Annotated in this window: 23 protein-coding genes; 14 read left to right on the top strand and 9 right to left on the bottom strand. The window is 64.3% G+C overall.

From position 1 onward, the window contains the following. Together IB234_RS01700 and IB234_RS01695 are read left to right on the top strand one after the other, a co-directional pair. A complete protein-coding gene (locus IB234_RS01700; protein ID WP_192312873.1) occupies positions 1-840 on the top strand; it encodes an ABC transporter permease in 840 nt (279 codons plus the stop codon). 1 nt (position 841) lies between these two features. Further along, positions 842-1,570, top strand: coding sequence for an ABC transporter ATP-binding protein (locus tag IB234_RS01695; RefSeq protein WP_192312870.1), 729 nt, complete (start codon positions 842-844; stop codon positions 1,568-1,570). Positions 1,571-1,621: 51 nt separating this feature from the next. On the opposite strand, the gene IB234_RS01690 is transcribed toward IB234_RS01695, so the two are convergent. Both IB234_RS01690 and IB234_RS01685 read right to left on the bottom strand, forming a co-directional pair. Further along, positions 1,622-2,242 carry a LysE family transporter gene (locus tag IB234_RS01690; RefSeq protein WP_192312867.1) on the bottom strand — a complete coding sequence of 207 codons (621 nt, stop codon included), beginning with the start codon at positions 2,240-2,242 and terminating at the stop codon, positions 1,622-1,624. Between the two features lie 66 nt (positions 2,243-2,308). Continuing rightward, entirely contained in the window at positions 2,309-3,094 is a 786-nt protein-coding gene (locus IB234_RS01685; protein ID WP_192312864.1) for a helix-turn-helix domain-containing protein, read from the bottom strand. Between the two features lie 125 nt (positions 3,095-3,219). Between IB234_RS01685 and IB234_RS01680 the strand changes: the two genes are divergently transcribed. Beyond that, on the top strand, positions 3,220-3,621 hold the full coding sequence (locus IB234_RS01680; protein ID WP_192312860.1) for a hypothetical protein: 402 nt from the start codon (positions 3,220-3,222) through the stop codon (positions 3,619-3,621). A gap of 60 nt (positions 3,622-3,681) precedes the next feature. On the opposite strand, the gene IB234_RS01675 is transcribed toward IB234_RS01680, so the two are convergent. Then, entirely contained in the window at positions 3,682-4,677 is a 996-nt protein-coding gene (locus IB234_RS01675) for a sulfate ABC transporter substrate-binding protein (RefSeq protein ID WP_192312857.1), read from the bottom strand. 202 nt (positions 4,678-4,879) lie between these two features. On the opposite strand from IB234_RS01675, the gene IB234_RS01670 reads away from it, so the two are divergent. The 7 genes from IB234_RS01670 to IB234_RS01640 all read left to right on the top strand — a co-directional run bounded on the left by IB234_RS01670 (position 4,880) and on the right by IB234_RS01640 (position 10,318). Then, positions 4,880-5,518 (top strand): peroxiredoxin, encoded by a 639-nt coding sequence (locus IB234_RS01670; protein ID WP_192312855.1) that lies wholly within the window; start codon positions 4,880-4,882, stop codon positions 5,516-5,518. A gap of 9 nt (positions 5,519-5,527) precedes the next feature. Then, on the top strand, positions 5,528-6,121 hold the full coding sequence (gene ssuE / locus IB234_RS01665) for an NADPH-dependent FMN reductase (RefSeq protein ID WP_192312853.1): 594 nt from the start codon (positions 5,528-5,530) through the stop codon (positions 6,119-6,121). Between the two features lie 103 nt (positions 6,122-6,224). Continuing rightward, positions 6,225-7,187 (top strand): sulfonate ABC transporter substrate-binding protein, encoded by a 963-nt coding sequence (locus IB234_RS01660; protein WP_192312851.1) that lies wholly within the window; start codon positions 6,225-6,227, stop codon positions 7,185-7,187. 59 nt (positions 7,188-7,246) lie between these two features. After that, entirely contained in the window at positions 7,247-8,395 is a 1,149-nt protein-coding gene (ssuD, locus tag IB234_RS01655) for an FMNH2-dependent alkanesulfonate monooxygenase (protein ID WP_192312849.1), read from the top strand. A 59-nt stretch (positions 8,396-8,454) separates the two neighbouring features. Then, on the top strand, positions 8,455-9,249 hold the full coding sequence (ssuC, locus tag IB234_RS01650; RefSeq protein ID WP_192312847.1) for an aliphatic sulfonate ABC transporter permease SsuC: 795 nt from the start codon (positions 8,455-8,457) through the stop codon (positions 9,247-9,249). Further along, positions 9,246-10,046, top strand: a complete 801-nt coding sequence (gene ssuB, locus IB234_RS01645; protein ID WP_043312199.1) for an aliphatic sulfonates ABC transporter ATP-binding protein — start codon at positions 9,246-9,248, stop codon at positions 10,044-10,046. Before ssuC ends, ssuB begins: the two co-directional genes overlap by 4 nt. Positions 10,047-10,102: 56 nt before the next feature. After that, positions 10,103-10,318, top strand: coding sequence for a TOBE domain-containing protein (locus IB234_RS01640; protein WP_043312198.1), 216 nt, complete (start codon positions 10,103-10,105; stop codon positions 10,316-10,318). Between the two features lie 53 nt (positions 10,319-10,371). Here the strand turns inward: IB234_RS01640 and dibA are convergent, their stop codons facing one another. Then, positions 10,372-12,642 (bottom strand): phosphodiesterase DibA, encoded by a 2,271-nt coding sequence (gene dibA / locus IB234_RS01635; protein ID WP_192312845.1) that lies wholly within the window; start codon positions 12,640-12,642, stop codon positions 10,372-10,374. Positions 12,643-12,805: 163 nt separating this feature from the next. On the opposite strand from dibA, the gene desA reads away from it, so the two are divergent. Continuing rightward, on the top strand, positions 12,806-13,990 hold the full coding sequence (gene desA / locus IB234_RS01630; RefSeq protein WP_192312843.1) for a delta-9 fatty acid desaturase DesA: 1,185 nt from the start codon (positions 12,806-12,808) through the stop codon (positions 13,988-13,990). Positions 13,991-14,146: 156 nt separating this feature from the next. Then, positions 14,147-15,133, top strand: coding sequence for a cytochrome-c peroxidase (locus IB234_RS01625; RefSeq protein WP_192312841.1), 987 nt, complete (start codon positions 14,147-14,149; stop codon positions 15,131-15,133). Positions 15,134-15,181: 48 nt separating this feature from the next. Here the strand turns inward: IB234_RS01625 and aguA are convergent, their stop codons facing one another. The 5 genes from aguA to IB234_RS01600 all read right to left on the bottom strand — a co-directional run bounded on the left by aguA (position 15,182) and on the right by IB234_RS01600 (position 20,804). Beyond that, the gene (gene aguA, locus IB234_RS01620; RefSeq protein WP_192312838.1) at positions 15,182-16,288 is read right to left on the bottom strand and encodes an agmatine deiminase; all 1,107 of its coding nucleotides are present in this window, start codon (positions 16,286-16,288) and stop codon (positions 15,182-15,184) included. A gap of 89 nt (positions 16,289-16,377) precedes the next feature. Next, positions 16,378-17,259, bottom strand: a complete 882-nt coding sequence (gene aguB, locus IB234_RS01615) for an N-carbamoylputrescine amidase (RefSeq protein WP_192312835.1) — start codon at positions 17,257-17,259, stop codon at positions 16,378-16,380. A gap of 280 nt (positions 17,260-17,539) precedes the next feature. After that, positions 17,540-18,181, bottom strand: a complete 642-nt coding sequence (locus IB234_RS01610) for a TetR/AcrR family transcriptional regulator (protein WP_192312832.1) — start codon at positions 18,179-18,181, stop codon at positions 17,540-17,542. 65 nt (positions 18,182-18,246) lie between these two features. Next, entirely contained in the window at positions 18,247-19,302 is a 1,056-nt protein-coding gene (locus tag IB234_RS01605) for an extracellular solute-binding protein (RefSeq protein ID WP_192312829.1), read from the bottom strand. Positions 19,303-19,424: 122 nt separating this feature from the next. After that, positions 19,425-20,804 (bottom strand): glutamine synthetase family protein, encoded by a 1,380-nt coding sequence (locus IB234_RS01600; RefSeq protein ID WP_137973747.1) that lies wholly within the window; start codon positions 20,802-20,804, stop codon positions 19,425-19,427. Between the two features lie 276 nt (positions 20,805-21,080). On the opposite strand from IB234_RS01600, the gene IB234_RS01595 reads away from it, so the two are divergent. Continuing rightward, positions 21,081-21,833 carry a gamma-glutamyl-gamma-aminobutyrate hydrolase family protein gene (locus IB234_RS01595; RefSeq protein WP_192312826.1) on the top strand — a complete coding sequence of 251 codons (753 nt, stop codon included), beginning with the start codon at positions 21,081-21,083 and terminating at the stop codon, positions 21,831-21,833. 87 nt (positions 21,834-21,920) lie between these two features. Continuing rightward, entirely contained in the window at positions 21,921-23,279 is a 1,359-nt protein-coding gene (locus IB234_RS01590; protein WP_192312822.1) for a glutamine synthetase family protein, read from the top strand. The last annotated feature ends 50 nt before the right edge of the window (positions 23,280-23,329 follow it).

Genomic DNA, 23,329 nt, shown 5'->3' with positions numbered 1-23,329 from the left:
ATGACACGCGCAACCAGCGTGGCGGCCGGGACGGAGGCGAAGCCACGTGCCTCGGCGCGGCCGACCGCGCTCGCTGCCCGCCTGAGCGCGCTGCGTGGCTGGGCAGTGCCGGTGGTGCTGCTGGTACTGCTGGAAACCGTGGTGCGCCTGGGCTGGATTCCCAGCTACCTGATGCCGGCGCCCAGCGAACTGGCGCAGAGCGTGCTGGAGCTGGCCGAAGGTCCGCTGTGGGAACACATCCTGGCGAGTACCCTGCGGGTTCTGTCCGGCTTCGCCATCGGCGCCTCGCTGGCGCTGCTGCTGGGTTCTGCGGTAGGTATCAGCCAGCGTCTGGAGGCTTATCTCGATCCGACCTTCCAAGCCCTGCGCGCAGTGCCCGGCCTGGCCTGGGTACCGCTGCTGCTGATCTGGCTGGGCATCGACGAGACCTCCAAGGTCACCCTGATCGCCATCGGCTCGTTCTTCCCGGTGTACATGAACCTGGTGGCCGGCATCCGCAACGTCGACCGCAAGCTGGTGGAGCTCGGTGAACTGTATCGCCTGCCGCGCAGCCAGCAGATCCGGCGGATCTTCGTGCCGGCCGCCCAGCCTTACCTGTTCACCGGGTTGCGCAACGGCCTGTCGATGGCCTGGCTGTGTGTGGTTGCTGCCGAGCTGCTGGCGGCCACCGAGGGCATCGGCTACCTGCTCACCGATGGCCGCGAAACCTCGCGCCCGGACCTGGTGCTGGTGGCCATCATCACCCTGGCGGTAATGGGCAAGCTCAGCGACAGCCTGCTCAAGCGTCTGGAACAACGCACGCTGCGCTGGCGCGACAATTTCACGGGCGGGGAGAGCTGAGATGAGCGCATTGCTGGAGCTGCGAGACATCCGCAAGTCTTACGCCGGCGTGCGGGTGCTCGATGACGTCAGCCTGGCCCTGGCGCCCGGCGAGATCATCAGCCTGCTCGGTCCCAGTGGCTGCGGCAAGAGCACCCTGCTGCGCATTGCCGCCGGTCTCGATCAGGATTTCACCGGCGGGTTGGCGCATAACCCGCTGCTGGATTTCGGTGGTGGCAGCGGCATCGGCGTGGTGTTCCAGGAGCCGCGTCTGCTGCCCTGGCTGAACGTGGCGCAGAACATCGGTTTCGCTGAGGGTCGCGCGGCCGACGGCGCCTGGATCGAACAGCTGCTGGCAGACGTAGGCCTGGGCGGCCAGGGCGACAAGCTGCCCAAGCAACTCTCCGGCGGTATGGCGCAGCGCGTGGCGATCGCCCGTGGACTGTACCAGCGTCCGCAGGTGTTGCTGTTGGACGAGCCGTTCAGCGCGGTGGATGCCTTTACCCGGATGAAACTGCAGGACCTGGTGGTACATCTGGCTGACGCCTATGGCATCGCCCTGCTGCTGGTCACCCACGACCTGGACGAGGCGTTCTACCTCAGCGACCGGGTGTTGATCCTCGGCGGCAGCCCTAGTCGTATCCAGCGCGAGCTGGCCGTGCCGCTGCCGCATCCGCGCGATCGTCGCTCGGCCGAGCTGGCCTACCTGCGTGGCGAGGCGCTGACCGAGCTGACCGAGCTGACGCTGTAAACGAACCTCAAGGTGGAAGCTGTTTCCGGGCCTTATGGCCCGGTTTTTTTATCAGCTGCGCTGCAGCGAAGAAGCGGCCAGGCCAAGACCCAGTGCGACCAGCACACCGCCGATGGCGCGCTCGATCAGGTGTCGGCTGCGGGCGACGAAGCCGCGTGCAGCCTCCGACGATAATCCATAAGCCACGAGGGCAAACCAGAACAGGTGGGCGGCAGCCATGAACAGGCCGTAGCCGAGCTGGGTCAGGGTGGCCGTGTCCGGGCTGATCACCTGGGTGAACAGGGCGACCACGAACAGCGTGGTTTTGGGGTTCAGCGCGTTGGTCAGGAAGCCTATGCGCAGCGCCTGCCAGTCGCTCAGCTGCGACGCGGTGACCACCTGCTGCGGGTCGACCTTGCGGCTGCGCAGCATGCCGATACCGAGCCAGATCAGGTAGGCGGCGCCGGCGAATTTGACCAGGTTGAACAGCACAATCGACTGGGAAATCAGCAGGCCGATGCCGAGCATCGAATAGGTCACGTGGACCAGTACGCCGAGGCTGATACCCAGCGCCGTGAGCAGGCCGGCGCGGCGCGAGAGGAACATGCTGTTGCGGCTGACCATGGCGAAGTCGGCACCGGGGCTGATCACGGCGAGCAGGGTGATGGTGACGACCGAGACGAGTTCGAGCATGGCGCTGTCCGCTTTCCTGATGGGGTGTTCAAGATGGGGGCAAGCGTGCCGACCTGCAAGCGCGGACTAGCTCTGAGTCAGTTGCCGCAGGTACGCCGCGCTTGCCTCGTCGGCCGGGAAGAAGGTTTCCAGTGCCAGCTCGGCCAGGGTCACGTCGTTGGGTGTACCGAATACCGTGGTGGTACTGATCATGCTCAGCACGCCCTGGTCGGTCTGGAACTGCAGCGGCATCAGCACGCTCTCCGGCAGCGCCTCGGCTGGCTCCAGGGGCGCGGGGTAGCTCAGCAGTTCCTGCTGAAGGGCCATCAATTGCGGATCGCCGCTGATGTCGATGTCGTGCTGCAAGCGCATCAGCAGGTAGGCGCGCCATTGCGCCAGGTTGACGATGCGCGGTGCCAGCCCTTCCGGGTGCAGCGAGATGCGCAGCACATTGAGAGGCGGGCCGAGCAGTTCAGCCGGCAGGCCGGCGAGGAAGGGGGCCACCGAGCGGTTGGCCGCCAGCAGGTTCCACTGGCGATCGATGGTCAGTGCCGGATAGGGCTCGTGGGCCTTGAGCAACTGGTCGATGGCGGCACGGGCGGCGGCCAGCGCGGGGTCGTCCAGGCCATGCTGGCTGTACAGCGGCGCATAACCAGCCGCGGTAAGCAGTCGGTTGCGTTCGCGCAGCGGAATCTCCAGCTGCTCGGCCAGGTGCAGCAGCATTTCGCGGCTGGGCAGGGCGCGGCCCGTCTCGACGAAGCTCAGGTGGCGGGTGGAGATGTCCGCCTCGCAGGCGAGGTCGAGTTGGCTCAGGCGGCGGCGCTGGCGCCACTGGCGCAACAGGGCGCCGACGGGATGATTGGCTGTGTTCATGGTTGCGGACGATAGACCAGGGGCGTTATCGCGGCCATTACCTGGCGCGTAATCGACTGGCATCGCGCATTGGGAGAACGCTATGGCCAGGCGCCAATCCGGCGCCGCTCTCTGGAGGTTTCGCCATGACTACCCTGAACGCTTCTCCGCTGTTGCGCCGTGCCCTGCTTGCCGATGGCCTGATGGGGCTCGCTTGCGGTTCGCTGCTTATCCTGCTCAACAGCTGGTATGCCAACCTGCTGGCCCTGCCCGGCGATCTGTTGCTGGCTGCGGGGTTGATCCTGCTGCCACTCGGCCTGTTCCTTGTGTGGATGGGCAGCCAGGAGACGATCAGTCGCCGACTCGTGTGGGTAGTCATCGCGATCAACGCCATGTGGGCGATCGACAGCCTGGTACTGCTGTTCTCCGGCTGGATCTCGCCCAACCTGCTCGGCCAGGTGTTCGTCGTTACACAGGCAGCGCTGGTGCTGCTGTTCCTGGAGCTGGAGCTGCTCGGCATGAAACGCTCGGAGCCGGTGTTGGCTTGAATCAATAAAGAACGCTCATGAAAAAGCCCGGCATCAGGCCGGGCTTGTTTCACGCGGTGCTTACTGGGCGCCATAGATCTGGTCGAACACGCCACCGTCATTGAAGTGGGTCTTCTGGATGCTCGGCCAGTCGCCGAAGGTCTTGTTCACGTTGAGGAAGGTGACCTTGGGGAAGCGGTCGGAGAATTCGGCAAGGATCTTCTCGTCACGTGGGCGCAGGTAGTTGTTGGCGGCGATGCGCTGGCCTTCCTCGGACCACAGGTACTTCAGGTAGGCCTCGGCCTCGGCGCGGGTGCCTTTCTTGTCGACCACTTTGTCGACCACCGCCACCGGCGGCTCGGCCTCGGCGGACACGCTCGGGTAGACCACTTCGAAACCGCCGCGACCGAACTCGCGGGCGATCATCTCAGCCTCGTTCTCGAAGGTCACCAGCACATCGCCGATCTGGTTCTGGATGAAAGTGGTGGTGGCGGCGCGGCCACCGGTGTCCAGCACCGGTGCCTGCTTGAACAGCTTGCCGACGAAGTCCTTGGCCTTGGTCTCGTCGCCGCCGTTCTGCAGCACGTAGCCCCAGGCGGAGAGGTAGGTGTAGCGGCCGTTGCCCGAGGTCTTCGGGTTTGGCACCACGACCTGTACGCCATCCTTGAGCAGGTCTGGCCAGTCCTTCAAGGCCTTGGGGTTGCCCTTGCGCACGATGAACACGGTGGCGGAGGTGAAGGGGGCGCTGTGGTTCGGCAGGCGCGTGGCCCAGTCTTCGGGGATCAGTTTGCCGTGCTCGGCGAGGGCGTTGATGTCAGTGGCCATGTTCATGGTGATGACGTCAGCCGGCAGGCCGTCGATCACGGCGCGGGCCTGCTTGCTGGAGCCGCCGTGGGACATCTGGATGGTCACCGGCTTGTTGCCTTCGGCCTGCCAGTGCTTCTGGAAGGCGGTGTTGTAGCCCTTGTAGAAGTCGCGCATCACGTCATAGGAGACGTTGAGCAGGCTCGCGGCCTGGGCGGAAGTGGCGAAGACGAAGCTGGCGGCGAGCAGGGAGAAGGGTAGTAGGCGTTTCATCTGGCGTCCTTGGAATGGGAGAGCGGTGCAGACTATATGAGTTGTTGCTTATTCATTGAAAGAATAATTGATTAGATGCTTATGCATTTGTTGTGGATTTTTATATCTTAAAAAGGAATAAATAAATCATTATTTATTCTTTTTCATCCTTTAAGTTCCTGAGCATAGTAGGCCCCACGCAACGAACCTGAAGGAGAGCACCATGAGCATTCGCCTGGGCGACATCGCCCCCGACTTCGAGCAGGACTCCAGCGAGGGTCGCATCCGTTTCCACGACTGGCTGGGCGACAGCTGGGGCGTGCTGTTTTCCCACCCCGCCGACTTTACCCCGGTGTGCACCACCGAGCTGGGCTTCACCGCCAAGCTGAAGGATGAATTTGCCCAACGCGGGGTGAAGGCCATTGCCCTCTCGGTGGACCCGGTGGACTCGCACATCAAGTGGATCGACGACATCAACGAGACCCAGAACACCCGGGTCAACTTCCCGATCCTGGCTGACGCCGACCGCAAGGTTTCCGGCCTGTACGACCTGATCCACCCGAACGCCAACGACACCTTGACCGTGCGTTCGCTGTTCATCATCGACCCGAACAAGAAGGTGCGCCTGATCATCACCTACCCGGCCAGCACCGGGCGCAACTTCCACGAGATCCTGCGCGTCATCGACTCGCTGCAGCTCACCGACAATCACAAAGTCGCTACCCCGGCCAACTGGCAGGACGGCGACGAGGTGGTGATCGTGCCGTCGCTGAAGGATGAGGAAGAAATCGCCCGCCGCTTCCCGAAAGGCTATCGCGCGGTCAAGCCGTACCTGCGTCTGACGCCGCAGCCGAACCGCTAAGGGGCGCCCATGCACGTTGTTCTGTTGTCCGGCAGCCCATCGGCGCGCTCACGCACCGAACTGCTGCTGGAATACGTCAGCCAGCGCCTGCAGGCCCATGGTCTGGAGGTCAGCCTGCTACGGGTCCGTGACTTCCCGGCCGAGGCCCTGCTGCATGCCGACTTCGCCAGCCCTGCCGTGCAGCAGCTACAGGCGGCGGTGGCCAGTGCCGATGGCCTGGTGGTCGCCACTCCGGTGTACAAGGCGTCCTTCACCGGCGCGCTGAAAGTATTGCTCGACCTGCTGCCGGAGCGCGCCCTGGCGCACAAGGCGGTACTGCCCATCGCCAGTGGCGGCAGCCCCGCCCATTTGCTGGCCGTGGACTATGCGCTGAAGCCGGTACTGGCGGCGCTGAAAGCCCAGGAGATGCTCCCCGGCGTGTTCGCCGTGGACAAGCAGATCGCCTATCCGGAAGGGGACCATCCCGCCCGCATCGACGATGAATTGCGCGAGCGTCTCGACGAGTCGGTGGAACAGCTGGTTGCCGCCCTGGCGCGCCGGCCGAAGCCGATCGACCCGAACCTGTTGAACGACCGGCTGGTAAACGCCCGCTGGAGTATCTGATCCGGGCTTTGCCCGCCTGTAAGTCCCGTAATACCCCACCTTACTCGCCCGCCAACGGGCAAGCAGGTAGCCAACCAAGACACCCACTGCAAAGGAGAGCGCCATGCGCACCATCACTTTGCGTCGGAGCCTGGTCGCCCTGCTTGCAGCGGCCATCAGCTTTGGCGCCATCACCCAAGCTCAGGCTGAGACACTGCGTATCGGCTATCAGAAATACGGCACCCTGGTGCTGCTCAAGGCCAAGGGCACGCTGGAGAAGCGGCTGGCCGAGCAGGGCGTCGAGGTGAAATGGACCGAGTTCCCGGGCGGCCCGCAGCTGCTCGAAGGGCTCAACGTCGGCTCGGTGGACTTCGGCGTGACCGGCGAGACCCCGCCGGTGTTCGCCCAGGCTGCCGGTGCCGACCTGCTCTACGTGGCTCACGAGCCGCCAGCACCGACCGGCGAGGCGATCCTGGTACCGAAGGATTCCGCGATCAAGTCGGTGAGCGAACTCAAGGGCAAGAAGGTCGCCCTGAACAAGGGTTCCAACGTGCACTACCTGCTGGTGCGCGCCCTGGAAGATGCCGGCCTGAAATACAGCGACATCCAGCCCGTGTACCTGCCGCCGGCCGATGCCCGCGCCGCTTTCGAGCGTGGCAGCGTCGACGCCTGGGTGATCTGGGACCCCTTCCAGTCCGCCGCCGAGCACCAGCTGCAGGCACGCAGCCTGCGTGATGGCAGTGGCCTGGTCGACAACCACCAGTTCTACCTGGCCACCCGCCCCTACGCCGAGAAGAACCCGCAGGTGATCGGCGTGCTGGTCGAGGAAATCCGCGGCGTCGGCGAGTGGGTCAAGGGCAACCTTGATGAGGCCACCAGCCAGGTCGCCCCGCTGATCGGCCTGTCGCCGGAAATCACCCGTCAGGCCGTCGAGCGCCAGGGCTACGGCGCGCAGTTCATCACCCCGGAGGTGATCACCGCGCAGCAGAAGATCGCCGACACCTTCACCGACCTCAAGCTGATCCCCAAGAAGCTCAGCATCAAGGACGTGATCTGGACTCCGCCGGCCAAGGTCGCGCAGCAGTAAGCCCTACGCCGCGGCCAGACGGCCGCGGCGACACCGATTTCATCTAAGGAGACCACTCCATGAGCCTCAACATCTTCTGGTTCCTGCCCACCCACGGCGACGGCAAGTACCTCGGCACCAGCGAAGGCGCGCGCGCCGTCGACCACGGCTACCTGACCCAGGTGGCCCAGGCCGCCGACCGCCTCGGCTTCGGCGGCGTGCTGATCCCCACCGGGCGTTCCTGCGAGGACTCCTGGCTGGTGGCCGCCTCGCTGATTCCGGCGACACAGAACCTGAAGTTCCTGGTCGCGCTGCGCCCGGGGATCATCTCGCCCACCGTGGCCGCGCGCCAGGCGGCGACCCTGGACCGCCTGTCCAACGGCCGCGCACTGTTCAACCTGGTCACCGGTGGTGATCCGGACGAGCTGGCCGGTGACGGCCTGCACCTGTCGCACGAGGAGCGTTACGAGGCCTCCGTCGAATTCACCCGCATCTGGCGCCGCGTACTGGAGGGCGAGACTGTCGACTACGACGGCAAGCACCTGCAGGTGAAGGGCGCCAAGCTGCTCTACCCGCCGATCCAGCAACCGCGTCCGCCGCTATACTTCGGTGGTTCCTCCGAAGCCGCCCAGGACCTGGCCGCCGAGCAGGTCGAGCTGTACCTGACCTGGGGCGAGCCACCAGCCGCGGTGGCCGAGAAAATCGCCGCCGTGCGCGAGAAAGCCGCTGCCCAGGGCCGCGAAGTGCGCTTCGGCATCCGCCTGCACGTGATCGTGCGGGAGACCAACGAGGAAGCCTGGGCCGCCGCCGATCGCCTGATCAGCCACCTGGACCAGGACACCATCGACCGTGCCCAGGCCTCCCTGGCGCGCTTCGACTCGGTCGGCCAGCAGCGCATGGCCGCCCTGCACGGTGGCAAGAAGGACAAGCTGGAAGTGTCGCCGAACCTCTGGGCCGGCGTCGGCCTGGTGCGCGGCGGTGCGGGCACCGCACTGGTCGGCGATGGCCCGACCGTGGCCGCGCGGGTGCAGGAGTATGCCGACCTCGGCATCGACACCTTCATCTTCTCCGGCTACCCGCACCTGGAAGAGTCGTACCGAGTCGCCGAGCTGCTGTTCCCGCACCTCGACGTCGCCCAGCCTGAGCGCCCGGCCAGCCGCGGCTACGTCAGCCCGTTCGGCGAGATGATCTCCAGCGACATTCTGCCCAAGGCCGCCTCGGCGAGCTGAAACGACAACGGGGCGGCCCACCGCCCCGGTTCCCGCACTACCAGAGAAGGAGCGTTGCCATGTCGACGCACAAGCTACACAACATTGGCCACCGTCTGGCGCCCTGGGCGCTGCCGGTCGCACTGCTGGCCCTGTGGCAGGGCGCAGTGGTCTTCGGCCTGCTGTCCACGCGCATCCTGCCGGCGCCCAGCGCGGTGATCGAGGCCGGTTGGGCGCTGCTTTCCAGCGGCGAGATCTGGACTCACCTGGCCATCAGCGGCCAGCGTGCGGCCATCGGTTTCGCCATCGGCGGCGGCATCGGCCTGCTGCTCGGCTTCATCACCGGCCTGTCCAACTGGGGCGAACGCTTCCTCGACAGCTCGGTGCAGATGATTCGTAACGTGCCGCACCTGGCGCTGATCCCGCTGGTGATCCTGTGGTTCGGCATCGACGAGGCGGCGAAGATTTTCCTGGTCGCCCTCGGCACCCTATTCCCCATCTATCTGAACACCTACCACGGCATCCGCAACGTCGACCCGGCGCTGGTGGAAATGGCGCGCAGCTACGGCCTGAAGGGCTTCGCCCTGTTCTGGCAGGTGATCCTGCCCGGCGCGCTGCCGTCGATCCTGGTCGGCGTGCGCTTCGCCCTCGGCTTCATGTGGCTGACCTTGATCGTCGCGGAGACCATCTCCGCCAGCAGCGGCATCGGTTATCTAGCGATGAACGCCCGCGAGTTCCTACAGACCGACGTGGTGGTGCTGGCCATCCTGCTCTATGCGGTACTCGGCAAGCTGGCCGACGTTGCCGCCCGCCTGCTCGAGCGCACCTGGCTGCGCTGGCATCCGGCCTATCAGACCAAGGCAGGTGCGCAATGACTGCTCTGCACAGTATTCGCCAGGGCATCCCGCTGGCCATCGAAGGCATCCGCAAGGCCTTCGGTGAGCGCGAGGTGCTCAAGGGCATCGACCTGCACATCCCGGCCGGGCAGTTCGTCGCCGTGGTCGGTCGCAGTGGCTGCGGCAAGAGCACCCTGCTGCGTCTGCTGGCCGGGCTCGATGCGCCCACCGGCGGCCAGCTGCTGGCCGGCAACGGCCCGCTGGCCGCAGCCCGCGAAGACACCCGGCTGATGTTCCAGGATTCGCGCCTGCTGCCATGGAAGCGGGTGATCGACAACGTCGGCCTGGGCCTGTCCGGTGACTGGAAACCGCGGGCCCGCGAGGCGCTGGCCGCCGTCGGCCTGGCCGACCGGGCCAATGAGTGGCCGGCCGCCCTGTCCGGCGGGCAGAAGCAGCGCGTGGCCTTGGCCCGTGCCCTGATCCACCAGCCGCGCCTGCTGCTGCTCGACGAGCCGCTGGGCGCGCTGGATGCGCTGACCCGCATCGAGATGCAGCAGCTGATCGAAGGCCTGTGGCAGCAACACGGCTTCACCGTGCTGCTGGTGACCCACGACGTCAGCGAGGCCGTGGCCATCGCCGACCGGGTGATCCTGATCGAGGACGGCGAGATCGGCCTCGACCTGGCTGTCGACCTGCAGCGTCCGCGTCATCGTGGCTCGGCGCGCCTGGCCGCGCTGGAGGCCGAAGTGCTCGACCGCGTGCTGGCGCTGCCGGCCACGCCGCCACAACCCGAACCCGTTTCCCCATTGCCCACGCAACTGCGCTGGGCGCTCTAAGCAGGCCCTCAGGCCCGGACCGTTCCGGGCTACCCAAACCGTAAAGGAGCTAGACCATGACCATCAAAGCCATCAACGTCCGCAACCAGTTCAAAGGCAACATCAAGGAAATCGTCATCGGCGACGTGCTGTCGGAAATCGACGTGCAGACCGCTGCCGGTATCGTCACCTCGGTGATCACCACCCGCTCCGTGCGCGAGCTGGACCTGCAGGTCGGCAGCGAAGTGATCGCCTTCGTCAAATCCACTGAAGTCTCGATCGCCAAGCTGTAAGGATGATCGCTCGCTGGGCGGCCGGCCGCACTCCGCGCCGCCGATGCGAGTGTTCAGACGGTGCTGCGGGAGCTCATCAGTTGCTCGGCCGGTTGCGGTCGACCGAACCAGTAACCTTGCCCCAGATTGCAGCCCAGGCCACGTAGGAAAATCGCCTGGGATTCCTCCTCGATTCCCTCCGCCAACACACGCAGCCCCAGGCTCTGCCCCAGGGTGATCACCGCGCGCGCGATGGCCGCATCCTCGTGATCGTCTGGCAAGCCCTGCACGAAGCTCTGATCGAGCTTCAGCTTGTGTACCGGCAGTCGCTTGAGTCGCGCGAGCGATGAATACCCAGTACCGAAGTCGTCGATGGCCAGTCGCACGCCCAGCTCACGCAGCTGAGTGAGTATCACCTGAGCATGTTCAGGGTCATCCATCACGGCGCTCTCGGTCACTTCCAGCTCCAGGCAGGCAGGGTCCAGCCCGGTTTCACGTAGGACCTGCTCGACCCTCAGGCCCAGATCTCCCCGGCCGAACAGGCGGCTGGAGACATTCACCGCGATAAACTCCAGGTCACTTCCTTCCGCTCGCCATGCCTGCATCTGCGAACAGGCGTGTTCCAGAATCCAGGCATCGATCGCACCGATCAGGCCACTGTCCTCGGCAATCGGGATGAACTCGCCGGGTGCCACCAGCCCCCTCTGCGGGTGCTGCCAGCGTATCAGCGCCTCTACGCCGATCATGCGGCGGTCGTCCAGCCTGTGGATCGGCTGGTAGTGCACACGTAGCTGATCCATTTCCAGCGCCTGGCGTAGCTCGGATTCGAGGCGCACGCGCTGCTGGGCGATGGCGGTCATGTCCTGGCTATAGAAGGCAAAGGTCTGGCGGCCGCTGCTCTTGGCCCGGAACAGCGCCGAGTCGGCATTGCGCATCAGTTGCTCGACGCTGTCGCCGTCCTCGGGGAACAGGCTGATACCGATGCTGGCGCTGATGAACAGTGGCTGACCATCGATCATGAACGGCAGGGCCAGCTCATCCAGCAGAAGCTGGGCCAGCAGCGATGCTTGTTCGGCACTGGCGCAATCGTCGCTGAGCAGGCCGAACTCGTCGCCCCCGAGGCGGGCCAGGGTCAGCTGTGGAGCCAGGCATTGGGCCAGGCGCTCGCCGATCATCTTGAGCAACTGGTCGCCGATGTTGTGGCCGAGGCTCTCGTTGACGATCTTGAAGTGGTCCAGATCGAACAGCAGCAGCGCGCCGCGGAGTTTGTCGCGCCCGGCTCTCTGCAGTGCCTGTTCGATACGCTCGCTGAACAGCAGGCGGTTGGGCAGGGTGGTCAGCGGGTCGTGGTGAGCGAGGAAGTCAAGTTCACGTTGCGAGCGCTTCAGCGCGCTGATGTCGGAGAACACCGCCACATAGTGGCTGAGTTTGCCTCGTTCATCGTGGATGCTGCGGATGCACTGCCACATGGGGAACACTTCGCCGCTCTTGCGCCGGTTCCATATCTCGCCGCTCCAGGAACCGCGCTGATCCAGCGCATGCCAGAGGGTCTGGTAGAAGGCCGTGTCATGGCGTCCGGACTTGAACAGGTTGGGCTCCTTGCCCAGTACTTCCTCAGCACTGAAGCCGGTGATGCGCGAGAAGGCCGGATTGACGTGGACGATCCTGCGTGTGTTGTCGGTGACCAGCACGCCCTCCTGGGTGCTGTCGAACACGGCGGCCGCCTGGCGCAGGCTATCCTCGTCGGCGCGGCGCTGGGTGATATCGCTGGAGGTGCCGATGAAGCGGCTCGGCCGCCCCTCTTCGTCGAGCAACAGCTGACCGCGTGAATGTAGCCAGCGGTAGCTGCCGTCGCGGTGGCGCAGACGGAAGATGTTCTCGTAATAGGGCTGGCGCTCGCCGAGCAGGGCTTCCAGGCGCTGGATGGCCAGGTCGCGGTCATCCGGATGCAGGTGGTCGCGCCAGACCTGCTGACTGTCGCCGAACTCCTCGGGTGTGTAACCAAGCATGTCGCAGTAGCGGTGCGAGAAGAACACCCGGGCGCTCTTCAGGTCCCAGTCCCACATGCCCTCCTGCGCCGCATCCATGGCTTGGGCCAGGCGTTCCTCATTGCGTTGCAGGTGCAGCTGTACCCGTCGCTGCTCGTGCTGGTACTGGTTCAGCGAGAAGTACAGCAGCGCAGCGGTGATCGTCACGAATACCAGCCCCTTCAGTATCTCCAGGGCAACCTGCAGCGGGCCGTCCAGCCCGAGCCATATCAGCAGGCTGTCGCTCAGGAGAATCCACAGCGCGGCGAAGAGGAGATAGAACAGCGTCAGCTGTAACGGGGAACGCTGGAGTTTCATGGGCGGCTTGGCTTGGAAATTGTGCACGGCCGCACATTATAGAGAACTCGCCATCGAGTGCATTCTCGTCTAAGGGTGGGCTGGCTTTCTCCGACGTCTTGGTGATAATGCCCGCAAGGCCAGGGCCCCGGCCGCTATCTCTCCCCGCGAGGCAACACCCTTCATGTGGTACAACGGTTTTCTCGATCTGTCGCCGTGGCAACTGGTGGCGGTCACCCTCGTGCTGACCCACATCACCATCGTCAGCGTCACCGTCTACCTGCACCGCTACTCGGCGCACCGCGCGTTGGAGCTGCACCCGGCGCTCAAGCACTTCTTCCGTTTCTGGCTGTGGATGACCACTGGCCAGAACACCCGCGAGTGGACTGCCATCCACCGCAAGCACCATGCCAAGTGCGAAACCGCCGATGACCCGCACAGCCCGGTGATCAAGGGCCTGGGCACTGTGCTGCGCAAGGGTGCCGAGTTGTATCAGGAAGAGGCGAAGAACGAAGAGACCCTGCGCATCTACGGCAAGAACTGCCCGGAAGACTGGATCGAGCGTAACGTCTACTCACGCTTCCCGATGGGCGGCATCATTCTGATGGCGATCATCGACCTGGCCCTGTTCGGTGTGCTCGGCATGACCGTATGGGCGATCCAGATGATGTGGATTCCGGTGTGGGCCGCAGGCGTGATCAACGGCCTGGGCCATGCCGTCGGCTACCGCAACTTCGAGTGCCGCGACGCCGCCACCAACCTGGTGCCCTGGGGCATCCTGATCGGCGGCGAGGAGCTGCACAACAATCACCACACCTACCCGAACAGCGCCAAGCTGTCGGTGAAGAAGTGGGAGTTCGACATGGGCTGGGCCTGGATCAAGCTGTTCAGCTGGCTGGGTATGGCCAAGGTGCAGCGCGTGGCGCCCATCGCCCACCGCGTCGAGGGCAAGCACAACCTGGACATGGACACCGCCATGGCCATCCTCAACAACCGTTTCCAGATCATGGCCCAGTACCGCAAGCTGGTGATCAAGCCGCTGGTGCAGCAGGAACTGGCCAAGGCAGACGAGTCGGTGCGCCACCTGTTCCGTCGCGCCAAGCGCCTGCTGTCGCGCGAGACCAGCCTGCTCGACGAGCAGCACCATGCGCGTATCAGCGAGCTGCTGGCGCAGAGCCAGGCGCTCAAGGTGATCTACGAGAAGCGCATCGCCCTGCAGCAGATCTGGGTCAAGACCAGCAGCAACGGTCACGACATGCTCGAGGCGATCAAGCAGTGGGTACACGAGGCCGAGGCCAGCGGTATCCAGTCGCTGCGTGAATTCGCCGAACAGCTGAAGACATACTCGCTACGCCCGACCGCTGCCTGATTCGCGGTTTTCTTGATAAAAACCCCACCGTTGGTGGGGTTTTTTGTGTCCGGATGTAAGCGAGGCGGCAGGCGTTGACCTGGGTCAGCGCTTCGCCGGGGTGGCGCGCGCATGGTCGAGGCAGACCGTGCCAACACCATAATGAGGAGATCCATCATGCGCGTCGCTACCCTGATGTTCGCCGGGCTTTGTCTCGGCTCCACCATGGCCCAGGCCAACAAGGAGCCGGTGGAGCCCATTGCCCCCGCCGAAGTTACCGATGCCGCCAAGGTCGAGCTGGGCAAGCAGCTGTTCTTCGATCCGCGTCTGTCGCGTTCCGGTTTCATTTCCTGCAACTCCTGCCACAACCTGTCCATGGGCGGTAGCGATAACCTGCCCACCTCCATCGGTCACAACTGGCAGGAGGGGCCGATCAACTCGCCCACCGTACTCAACTCCAGCCTCAATCTCGCCCAGTTCTGGGATGGCCGCGCTGCAGACCTCAAGGAGCAGGCCGCCGGTCCCATCGCCAACCCTAAGGAGATGGCCTTCACCCACATCCTGGCGCTCGACGTGCTGCGTTCCATCCCGCAGTACCGTGAGTCGTTCAAGGCGGTGTACAAGACCGACGACATCACTCTGGATGAAGTGACCGACGCCATTGCCGAGTTCGAGAAGACCTTGGTCACCCCCGGCTCGCGCTTCGACAAATGGCTCAAGGGCGATGCCCAGGCCATCAGCGCAGCCGAGCTGGAGGGCTATGAGCTGTTCAAGTCGATCGGCTGCGTGGCCTGCCACAACGGCCCGGCGCTGGGTGGCAACTCGTTCCAGAAGATGGGCCTGGTCGAGCCCTACCAGACCAAGAACCCCGCCGAGGGTGTGGCCGGCCTGACCGGCAAGGACGCCGACCGCTTCAAGTTCAAGGTGCCGACCCTGCGCAACGTGGAGCTGACCTACCCCTACTTCCATGACGGTGCCTACTGGAAGCTGGAAGAGGCGGTGGACGTGATGGCGCGGCTGCAGCTGGGCCGCCAGCTCAACACTGACGAGGTGGGCAAGATCACTGCCTTCCTCAAGACCCTGACCGGCGAGCAGCCGAGCTTTGCCATGCCGATCCTGCCGCCTTCCACTGGCGCTACGCCGCCCCCGCAACCCTTCCGTTGAGCTCAACGAAAACGCCCGGCATGAGCCGGGCGTTTTCTTTCGGCCTGTTCAGCGGCCTTGCGGGGCCGGCTGCTGCTGGGTGATGCAGTGGATGTTGCCACCGCCAAGCAGGATCTCGCGGCCGGGCACCATCACCACGCGGTGCTCGGGGAACACCTGCTGGAGGATGGCACGGGCTTCCTCGTCCTTCGGGTCGTCGAAGCTCGGCGCGACGATGCCGCCGTTGACGATCAGGAAGTTGACGTAGGAGCCGGCCAGGCGCACTTCGGGGCTGCGTTCCTGGCTGCCTTCGGCGGCGTCGACACCGGCGCATTCTTCCTCGGTGGCATGCAGCGGGCCGGGGATCGGCATCTTGTGCACGACCAGTTGGCGGCCCTTGGCATCGCGAGCCGACTCCAGCACCTGCATCGCCGCCTGGCAGCGAGGGTAGTTCGGGTTTTGCGGATCGTCGGTCCAGGCCAGCAGAACCTCACCTGGGCGCACGTAGCAGCAGAAGTTGTCGACGTGGCCGTCGGTCTCATCGTTGAACAGGCCGTCGGGCAGCCAGATCACCGTGTCGATGGCCAGGTGATCGTGCAGCACCGCCTCGATCTGCTCGCGGGACAGATGGGGGTTGCGGTTGCGGTTGAGCAGGCACTCTTCGGTGGTGATCAGGGTGCCTTCGCCGTCGACGTGAATGGAGCCGCCCTCCAGCACGAACCCTTCGGTGCGGTAACGGTCACGGCGCTCGATCTCGAGAATCTTGCTGGCCACCTGGTCGTCGCGCTGCCACGGCCAGTACAGGCCGCCGTCGAAACCACCCCAGGCGTTGAAGGTCCAGTCCACGCCACGGACTTCGCCGCTGGCGTTGGTGACGAAGGTCGGGCCGGTGTCGCGCACCCAGGCGTCGTCGGTGGTGATTTCCACCAGGCGGATGTTGCTGTCGTCGAGACGCGCGCGGGCGTTCTCGTACTGGCCGGCCGAGACGCACACGGTCACCGGTTCAAACTGGGCGATGGCCTTCGCCACGGTGGTGAAGGCGGCCTGTGCCGGCTTGCCGCCGAGGCGCCAGTTGTCCGGGCGCTCAGGCCAGGCCATCCAGGTCTGGCTGTGGGGTTCCCACTCGGCAGGCATGCGGAAGCCGTCGGCGCGTGGGGTGTTGGTCAAAGTGGGCATTGCTTGGCTCCGTAGGGTGCGCCATGGGCACCGGCGAAGGTATCTGGGTGGCGAGGTGCGCGCGGCGCACCCTACCCCGTGGTGTGCGGTTACTCGGACAGGCTTTCGCCGTCGAGGGTCGAGAGCGGCCAGTATAGGTTCGGGCGGCGATCGCGGAATACGCCCCAGGCGCTGCGTACGTGTTCGAGCTGGTCGAGGTCGAAGCTGTGCACCAGCACGCCTTCCTCGGTTTCGCCCAGTTCCTCGACCTTCTTGCCGAACGGGTCGGCGATGAACGAGGAGCCGTAGAAGGTGATGTCGTAGCCGTCCTGTTCCTCGCGGCCGATGCGGTTGGCGGCGATCAGCGGCATCAGGTTGGCGCCGGCGTGGCCCTGCTGCACGCGCTGCCAGTGTTCGCGCGAGGTGATGCTCGGGTCATGCGGCTCGCTGCCGATGGCGGTTGGGTAGAACAGCAGCTCGGCGCCGAGCAGCGCCATGCTGCGCGCGGCCTCGGGGAACCACTGGTCCCAGCAGATGCCCACGCCGATCTTCGCGTAGCGGGTATCCCATACCTTGAAGCCGCTGTCGCCGGGGTTGAAGTAGTACTTCTCGTGGTAGCCGGGGCCGTCCGGGATATGGCTCTTGCGGTACACGCCAAGGTTGCTGCCGTCGGCGTCGATGATGGCGATGCTGTTGAAGCGTGCGCGGCCGGCGCGTTCGAAATAGCTGATCGGCAACACCACCTGCAGCTCGCGGGCGACCTTCTGGAAATGCAGGATGGCCGAATTTTCCTCGGTCGGAGTGGCCAGCTGCAGGTACTCGGCGTTGGGCTTCTGGCAGAAGTAGGGCGTCTCGAACAGCTCCTGGATCAGGATGATCTGCGCGCCCTTGCCGGCGGCCTCGCGCACCAGCTTCTCGGCCGTGGCGATATTGGCTGCGCTATCCCAGGAACAGGCCATCTGGGTGGCGGCGACGGTAACGATACGCGACATGGAACACCTCACAGGAGCACGTAAAGGAGGTCGTCTGACACTAGCAGAGACCCATGGCTGCGCCCCGTTGCTGCATCAGCCGGGGCAAGTTGATGTTCGATTTATATCCGATAAAAATCGACTTTTAAAGAAAATTAAATAGAGATTGTTGAGGTTTTTCGCTCAAGGGCAGATAAGTATCGGATTGAAAGGGTGGCAGAGGAGGCTTGGAAGCCAGGGCGGCCGCCGGCCTGGGAAGAGTAGGTGGGGGATTTAGGGGGCTTGCCGATAGATATCGGCTTTAGGGCAGGGGGTGGTCGCGCTTGGGCAGGGCGGGAGGCAGGTACAGGGCCAGGTAGGCGTTGAACACGCGCATGCCTTCCTCTGCCATGCGCGGGGTGATCTCGCCGTGCAGTTGTACCGAACGTGCGTAGACGCGGTCACCCAGCTCCATGGCCAGGGTGAACACGTCGACGTCCTCGGGCAGCTGCGGCAGCGGAAAGTGGCGATCGAACAGGCTCTGCATGCGCCGGCCCAGCTCGAGGTCGTGCTGGCGATCGGCCTGAGTCACCTCGGACAGACCGTGCTGGGCCAGGATCAGTTGGCGAGCGGCGCTGTCGCGGGCATAGATCGCCAACATGCGCTCCTCGATCACTCGGGACAGGTCGCGCCAGTCACGCAGCGCAGCATGCTCGACCGGTTGCAGCAGGCAGTCGCGGAAGGCGGCATGGATATCGGCGGTGAGGGCTTCGAGCAGCGCCGGTACGCTGGCGAAGAAGTGGTACACGGAAGACGGAGGAATGCCTGCACGCTCGGCCACCGCATAGATGGTCAGCCCCGTGAAGCCCTCGCTGCCGAGCAGTTCGCGGGCCGCCTGGAGGATCAGCTCGATGCGTGCCTGGCTGCTGGCGCGGGGCTTGCGGGCGATGACGGTGCGGGGCATGCCGGAATCCTGTCCTGAAGAGGCGCTATTGGACGCCAGGCGGGGCAGGGGAGGCAAGCCGCGGCTCAGCTGCCGTCGCGGAAGCGGCTCCAGACCTCGTCGCGCGCGGCCTTGAGCTTGTCCGATAGCGGCATCAGGGCAAACAGGCGGCTCTTGGCATCGTTCAGATCGCGCCCCAGCTGTTCTCGCAGCTTGGGTTCGAGGTACTGCTCGGCGCCGGTGTTGGCGCTGGGGTAGAGCGTATCGGCGCTGATCTTTGCGGCTACCTGCGGCTGCATCAGGTAGTCGATGAGCTTGTGCGCCAGGTCGGCGCGGCGAGCGCTTGTCGGGATCACCAGATTGTCGATGAACAGCGTGGAGCCCTCTTCCGGCACCACGAACTGCACCGGCTGGCCGGCATCGCTGGCGCTCAGCGCATCGCCGACCCAGGCAACGGCCATGCACAGCTTGCCCTGATTGAGGTCCTCGATATAACGCTCGCTGTCCACGTAGCGCAGGTTCGGACGCAGGTTCTGCAGCGGCTCGCTGGCCTTGCGGATGCGACCCGGAGAGCTGTTGCCGAAGCTGCGGCCCTGATAGCTGAGCAGGTTGTAGAGCAACTCGTCCGGGGCATCCAGCACGCTGATACCGCAGCCGGCCAGCTTGGCGCTTTCCTGCGGATCGAACAGCAGGCTCCAGCTATGTGGCAGCGGGCCCCCGTAGGCGGCCTCCGCTTGCGGCGTGTTGATTGCCAGGCCGACGGCGCCCCAGAGATAAGGCACTGCGTAGCGGTTCTGCGGATCCACGGCGGCCAGCTTGCTCAACAGCTGCTTGTCCAGGTGCTTGCGGTTCGGCAGCAGCTTCGGATCGAGCGGCTGGATCAGATTGCCCTTGATCAGCGGCGGCAAGTCGTTCTGCGAGGGCACGGCGATGTCGATGCTCTCACCGCTGGCGAGGATCTTGTTTAGCTCCTCGGCCGAGGCATAGGTGTGGTACTCAACGGTGATGCCGGTGACCTTGGTGAAGTCCTCCAGCACCTGTGGGGCGATGTAGTCGTTCCAGTTGTAGACCCGGATGCTATCGGCCGCGAAGGCCAGACCGGGAGCCAGAGTCAGCAGCAGCGGAGCAAGAATGCGAAACATGACGACCTCCTTGGCAGTGAATGGGCAAGGCTTCGCCATTCCAGCCAATGGAGCTGGCGGATGGCGGAACCCGGGCAGTAGAAAAAACAACGCCGGCACTGAGGCCGGCGTCGGGTGTTGCATCAAACGGTATGCAGGTACCAGTTGTATTCGAGGTCGGAGATGGTGGTCTCGAACTCTTGCAGCTCGGCTTCCTTGCAGGCGACGAAGATGTCGATGTAGTCCGGGCTGATGTACTTGTTCAGTACTTCGCTGTCGTCCAGCTCGCGCAGGGCATCGCGCAGGTTGTTCGGCAGGCTTTGTTCCAGCTGCTCGTACGAGTTGCCCTCGATCGGCTCACCCGGCTCGACCTGGTTGGTCAGGCCATGATGAATGCCGGCGAGGATCGCCGACATCATCAGGTACGGGTTGGCATCGGCGCCGGCCACGCGGTGCTCGATGCGCACGGCATCGGCGCTGCCGGTCGGCACGCGAACGGCTACGGTGCGGTTGTCCAGGCCCCAGCTCGGCGCGTTGGGCACATAGAACTGCGCGCCGAAGCGGCGGTACGAGTTGACGTTGGGGCAGAGGAAGGCCATGGACGCCGGCATGGTCTCCAGGACACCGCCGATCGCATGGCGCAGTGCGGCGTTCTCCTGGGGATCATCGCTGGTGAAGATGTTCTTGCCGGTGGTCTTGTCGAGCAGCGAGATGTGCACGTGCAGGCCGTTGCCCGCCTGGCCCGGGTAGGGCTTGGCCATAAAGGTGGTGTCCATCTCATGGTCATAGGCGATGTTCTTGATCAAGCGCTTGAGCAGCAGTGCGTGGTCGCAGGCCTTGATGGCGTCTTCCACGTGGTGCAGGTTCACCTCGAACTGCGCCGGGGCGCTTTCCTTGACGATGGCATCGGCCGGGATGCCCTGTTCCTTGGCGGCTTCTAGCATGTCCTGCAGACAGTCGACGTACTCGTCGAGGTCGTCGATCAGGTACACCTGGGTGGAGATCGGACGCTTGCCCGACATCGGCGAGCGCGGCGGCTGCGGACGGCCGTTCACGTTCTCCTGGTCGATCAGGTAGAACTCCAGTTCGAAGGCCGCGCAGATGCGCAGGTTCATCTCGTCGAACTTGGCCACGACCTGGCGCAGCACTTCGCGCGGGTCGGCGAAGAACGGCTTGCCGTCCATCTCATGCATGGTCATCAGCAGCTGCGCGGTGGGGCGCTTCTGCCAGGGTTCGTTGCACAGGGTATTGGCGATGGGGAAGCAGATGCGGTCGGCGTCGCCGATGTCCAGGCCGAGGCCGGTGCTTTCGACGGTGGAGCCGTTGATATCGAGGGCAAACAGCGAAGCGGGCAGGTTGATGCCCTTTTCGTACACCTTGTGCAGGCTGTTTCTTTCGATGCGCTTGCCGCGCACCACCCCATTCATATCTGCGATCAGAAGGTCAACGAACTGGACCTCGGGATGTTCCTTGAGGAACGCGTTCGCCTCGTTGAGCTGAACGGCACGCGGGGGTACCGACATGATGCAACACCTTTATTGTTAAAAATTTCAATCATTCATTCGATCAGCTGTGAGTCAATCTCAATCACCCAAGGCTGTCAATAGTGACCCATTCTGCCCCGAAACGGGGCTCGATGGCCAGTTTTGGGGCATTTCAGGCCCCTTTGACCGGCTCCATAGCCCCGTCTCTAGCGGTGCTCAGCGGGGCGTGTTCAATTTTTTACAGCCCTATTGTGTAATAAATTGAACAAGGCTAATCTCGGCCTCACCTGACAACAGCATAAGAACGGGTGTCCCATGTTGCGCCTGCCGATCATCGGCGTCACCGCCTGCACCAAGCAGGTCGGCCTTCATTCCAATCACATCGTCGGCGACAAATACGTTCGCGCGGTGGCGGTAGGAGCCGAAGGGCTGCCCCTGGTGATTCCGGCGCTGGGCGATCTGATCGATCAGGACACCTTGCTGGCCAGCGTCGATGGTCTGCTGTTCACCGGCTCGCCGTCCAATGTCGAGCCCCATCATTATAGTGGCCCGGCCAGCGCGCCCGGCACGCACCACGATACTTCCCGCGACGCCACCACCCTGCCGCTGATCCGCAAGGCCATCGCGGCCGGGATTCCGGTGCTGGGCATCTGTCGCGGCTTCCAGGAAATGAACGTGGCCTTCGGTGGCAGTCTGCACCAGCGTGTGCAGGAAGTGGCCGGCCTGATGGACCACCGCGAACCGGCTGACGAGCCGGTCGAAGTGCAATATGCCCCCCGTCACACCGTGCGTGTGCAGACGGGCGGGGTGCTCGCCGGCCTCGGCTTGCCGGACGAGATCAGAGTCAATTCCATTCATGGCCAGGGCGTTCAGCGTCTGGCGCCGGGCCTTCGCGTAGAAGCACTGGCGCCTGACGGGTTGATCGAAGCTTTCTCCGTCGAAGGTGCGCCGAGCTTCGCTCTAGGGGTGCAGTGGCATCCGGAGTGGCAGGTAGGATCCAACCCGAATTATCTCGCCATCTTCCAGGCCTTTGGTGAGGCATGCAGGAAGAGGGCGGGACAACGCTGAGTAGGTGAGCAACCGGTCGGTGAAACTCGGAGGTTTCGCTAGGCTTTAGCCGGTCCGCAGTAGCCGCTCTACAACCCTGAGGTCTCTATGAGTACCAAGTTAGACCAGCTCACCAGCTGGCTGAAAGAACGCAAAATCACCGAAGTTGAATGCTTGATCAGCGATCTTACCGGCATTGCGCGCGGCAAGATCTCGCCGACCAACAAGTTCCTCGACGAGAAGGGCATGCGCCTTCCCGAGAGTGTGCTGCTGCAGACCGTGACCGGCGACTACGTCGAGGACGACATCTATTACGAGCTGCTCGACGAGGCGGACATCGACATGTTCTGCCGCCCGGACGAGAACGCCGTGTTCCTCGTACCCTGGGCCATCGAGCCCACTGCGATGGTGATCCACGACACCTTCGACAAGCAGGGCAACCCGATCGAGCTGTCCCCGCGCAACATCCTCAAGAACATCCTCAAACTCTATGCGGACAAGGGCTGGAAGCCGATCGTCGCGCCGGAGATGGAGTTCTATCTGACCAAGCGCAACAGCGACCCGGACTTCCCCCTGGAGGCGCCGATGGGCCGCTCCGGTCGCCCGGAAGTCGGTCGTCAGTCGTTCTCCATCGACGCGGCGAACGAGTTCGACCCGCTGTTCGAAGACGTCTACGACTGGTGCGAGCTGCAGGATCTGGACCTCGATACCCTGATTCACGAAGACGGTCCGGCGCAGATGGAGATCAACTTCCGTCATGGCGATGCCCTGCACCTGGCTGACCAGATCACCGTGTTCAAGCGCACCATGCGTGAGGCCGCGCTCAAGCATGACGTGGCGGCCACCTTCATGGCCAAGCCGATCACCGACCAGCCGGGCAGCGCCATGCACATCCACCAGAGCGTGGTGGACATCAAGACCGGCAAAAACCTGTTCTCCAACGCTGACGGCACCATGAGCGAGCTGTTCCTCCATCACATTGGCGGCCTGCAGAAGTACATCCCCGAGGTGTTGCCGCTGTTCGCGCCGAACGTCAACTCGTTCCGCCGCTTCCTGCCCGATACCTCGGCGCCGGTGAACGTGGAATGGGGCGAGGAGAACCGCACCGTGGGCTTGCGCGTGCCGGAAGCCGGTCCACAGAACCGCCGCGTGGAAAACCGCCTGGCCGGTGCCGACGCCAACCCCTATTTGGTGCTGGCTGCCTCGCTGCTGTGCGGCTACATCGGCATGGTCGAGGGCCTCAAGCCCAGCGCGCCGGTCAAGGGGCGTGGCTATGAGCGTCGCAACCTGCGTCTGCCGGTGACCATCGAAAGCGCGCTGGAGCGCATGGAGGCCTGCAAGGTCGCCGAGAAGTACCTGGGCGAGAAGTTCGTCCGCGGCTATGTCGCGGTGAAGCGCGCCGAGCATGAAAACTTTAAGCGGGTGATCAGCTCCTGGGAGCGCGAGTTCCTGCTGCTCTCCGTCTGATGGGAGCGGGTGCCGGGCATGAGCCGGCACCCCGACCGGATGCGTAATCT

Origin of the sequence: Pseudomonas sp. PDM16 (assembly GCF_014851865.1) — a bacterium.
GTDB lineage: Bacteria > Pseudomonadota > Gammaproteobacteria > Pseudomonadales > Pseudomonadaceae > Aquipseudomonas.
The sequence above is the reverse complement of the archived record's forward strand: the minus strand, read 5'-3'. Positions and strand labels throughout refer to the sequence as shown.

Excerpts from the sequence above, each read along its gene's own strand:
- IB234_RS01700 (WP_192312873.1), top strand. The coding sequence starts at position 1 with ATGACACGCGCAACCAGCGTGGCGGCCGGGACGGAGGCGAAGCCACGT.
- IB234_RS01695 (WP_192312870.1), top strand. The coding sequence starts at position 842 with ATGAGCGCATTGCTGGAGCTGCGAGACATCCGCAAGTCTTACGCCGGC.
- IB234_RS01690 (WP_192312867.1), bottom strand. The coding sequence starts at position 2,242 with ATGCTCGAACTCGTCTCGGTCGTCACCATCACCCTGCTCGCCGTGATC.
- IB234_RS01685 (WP_192312864.1), bottom strand. The coding sequence starts at position 3,094 with ATGAACACAGCCAATCATCCCGTCGGCGCCCTGTTGCGCCAGTGGCGC.
- IB234_RS01680 (WP_192312860.1), top strand. The coding sequence starts at position 3,220 with ATGACTACCCTGAACGCTTCTCCGCTGTTGCGCCGTGCCCTGCTTGCC.
- IB234_RS01675 (WP_192312857.1), bottom strand. The coding sequence starts at position 4,677 with ATGAAACGCCTACTACCCTTCTCCCTGCTCGCCGCCAGCTTCGTCTTC.
- IB234_RS01670 (WP_192312855.1), top strand. The coding sequence starts at position 4,880 with ATGAGCATTCGCCTGGGCGACATCGCCCCCGACTTCGAGCAGGACTCC.
- ssuE (WP_192312853.1), top strand. The coding sequence starts at position 5,528 with ATGCACGTTGTTCTGTTGTCCGGCAGCCCATCGGCGCGCTCACGCACC.
- IB234_RS01660 (WP_192312851.1), top strand. The coding sequence starts at position 6,225 with ATGCGCACCATCACTTTGCGTCGGAGCCTGGTCGCCCTGCTTGCAGCG.
- ssuD (WP_192312849.1), top strand. The coding sequence starts at position 7,247 with ATGAGCCTCAACATCTTCTGGTTCCTGCCCACCCACGGCGACGGCAAG.
- ssuC (WP_192312847.1), top strand. The coding sequence starts at position 8,455 with ATGTCGACGCACAAGCTACACAACATTGGCCACCGTCTGGCGCCCTGG.
- ssuB (WP_043312199.1), top strand. The coding sequence starts at position 9,246 with ATGACTGCTCTGCACAGTATTCGCCAGGGCATCCCGCTGGCCATCGAA.
- IB234_RS01640 (WP_043312198.1), top strand. The coding sequence starts at position 10,103 with ATGACCATCAAAGCCATCAACGTCCGCAACCAGTTCAAAGGCAACATC.
- dibA (WP_192312845.1), bottom strand. The coding sequence starts at position 12,642 with ATGAAACTCCAGCGTTCCCCGTTACAGCTGACGCTGTTCTATCTCCTC.
- desA (WP_192312843.1), top strand. The coding sequence starts at position 12,806 with ATGTGGTACAACGGTTTTCTCGATCTGTCGCCGTGGCAACTGGTGGCG.
- IB234_RS01625 (WP_192312841.1), top strand. The coding sequence starts at position 14,147 with ATGCGCGTCGCTACCCTGATGTTCGCCGGGCTTTGTCTCGGCTCCACC.
- aguA (WP_192312838.1), bottom strand. The coding sequence starts at position 16,288 with ATGCCCACTTTGACCAACACCCCACGCGCCGACGGCTTCCGCATGCCT.
- aguB (WP_192312835.1), bottom strand. The coding sequence starts at position 17,259 with ATGTCGCGTATCGTTACCGTCGCCGCCACCCAGATGGCCTGTTCCTGG.
- IB234_RS01610 (WP_192312832.1), bottom strand. The coding sequence starts at position 18,181 with ATGCCCCGCACCGTCATCGCCCGCAAGCCCCGCGCCAGCAGCCAGGCA.
- IB234_RS01605 (WP_192312829.1), bottom strand. The coding sequence starts at position 19,302 with ATGTTTCGCATTCTTGCTCCGCTGCTGCTGACTCTGGCTCCCGGTCTG.
- IB234_RS01600 (WP_137973747.1), bottom strand. The coding sequence starts at position 20,804 with ATGTCGGTACCCCCGCGTGCCGTTCAGCTCAACGAGGCGAACGCGTTC.
- IB234_RS01595 (WP_192312826.1), top strand. The coding sequence starts at position 21,081 with ATGTTGCGCCTGCCGATCATCGGCGTCACCGCCTGCACCAAGCAGGTC.
- IB234_RS01590 (WP_192312822.1), top strand. The coding sequence starts at position 21,921 with ATGAGTACCAAGTTAGACCAGCTCACCAGCTGGCTGAAAGAACGCAAA.